The sequence below is a fragment of the Protofrankia sp. Cr2 genome, assembly GCF_963555885.1.
Classification (GTDB): domain Bacteria; phylum Actinomycetota; class Actinomycetes; order Frankiales; family Frankiaceae; genus Protofrankia.
This window is the reverse complement of the sequence record NZ_CAUVXG010000020.1, coordinates 84,693-85,508: the sequence shown is the minus strand read 5'-3', so window position 1 is coordinate 85,508 and position 816 is coordinate 84,693. Positions and strand designations below refer to the sequence as shown.

Here is an 816-nt window from a genome sequence, read left to right as displayed (position 1 = left end):
CTCACACCTACGTCGACAATCCCCTGGGCTGGCTCGACCCCCTCGGCCTCGCGCCCTATACCACGACGGTGGGAAGGTGGATGTCGCAAGAGGAGCACCAGGCAATGATTGACACTGGAAAGGTTCAGGCTGGTAGTGGTGGAACTTCTACCTATGTAGCACACCCGGCGGACCCTGCGGCGTATTACAGGCAGGCTTCTCCTGGGAGCAGATACGTGCAGTTTGATGTTCCGACAGCTTCGCTGAAGCCGGGAGGGGAGCCGGGCTGGGCGCAGATCCCTGGCCCGAATCACCCGATCTATGGGCCGCTCAATGCAAGGCGCGGACTGCCGCCGCCGGAGATGCCAAGTTTTGAAAACCTCTTCTGGGATGGGACGGTCAAGTGATGCCTGACCTGCCATCAAGCCTCAAGAGATGGTATGAACGAAAGTCTTCTTTGCTAGTAGAGAGAGGCGTCAAGATCGGGATTTTTGATTCGCCAGAAGGGCGGGATAAGAATTCCTTCGGTGTTTCCTTGGAGCTGGACTCAAGGATTTCATACTTGACGGTTTGGGACTCTGGAGAGGTTCAGATCTCGTCGATTGATCTGGATACTGACCTCGCCCCCAAGGAGGAGTATCGCGAAAGCGTCCCCGAGGGAGACCTGCTGGTGATCGCCGACAATTTGGCAACCTGGGTCTTTCGAACTTAGTACTACAGCCACAGTGATCGCTGTGTGGTCTCTTTCCGGCTCGTCGGCGTGGCGCGATGCGCGGGCGGCCACCGCGTGATTTCTCGGCTCTGTGAAGAAAAACGAGGAAGACGCGATGGCCGCGA

At 57.6% G+C, this 816-nt stretch carries 1 protein-coding gene and 1 pseudogene; both read left to right on the top strand.

Annotated elements, in window-relative coordinates:
- Positions 1-386, top strand: a pseudogene (locus U9978_RS11845) (hypothetical protein); the annotation flags it as partial.
- Positions 386-691 carry a hypothetical protein gene (locus U9978_RS11840; RefSeq protein WP_322761149.1) on the top strand — a complete coding sequence of 102 codons (306 nt, stop codon included), beginning with the start codon at positions 386-388 and terminating at the stop codon, positions 689-691. The pseudogene U9978_RS11845 and the gene U9978_RS11840, both read left to right, overlap by 1 nt.
- The last annotated feature ends 125 nt before the right edge of the window (positions 692-816 follow it).

Bases quoted from the DNA above. Each gene is read 5' to 3' on its own strand.
- U9978_RS11840 (WP_322761149.1), top strand. From the start codon at position 386: ATGCCTGACCTGCCATCAAGCCTCAAGAGATGGTATGAACGAAAGTCT.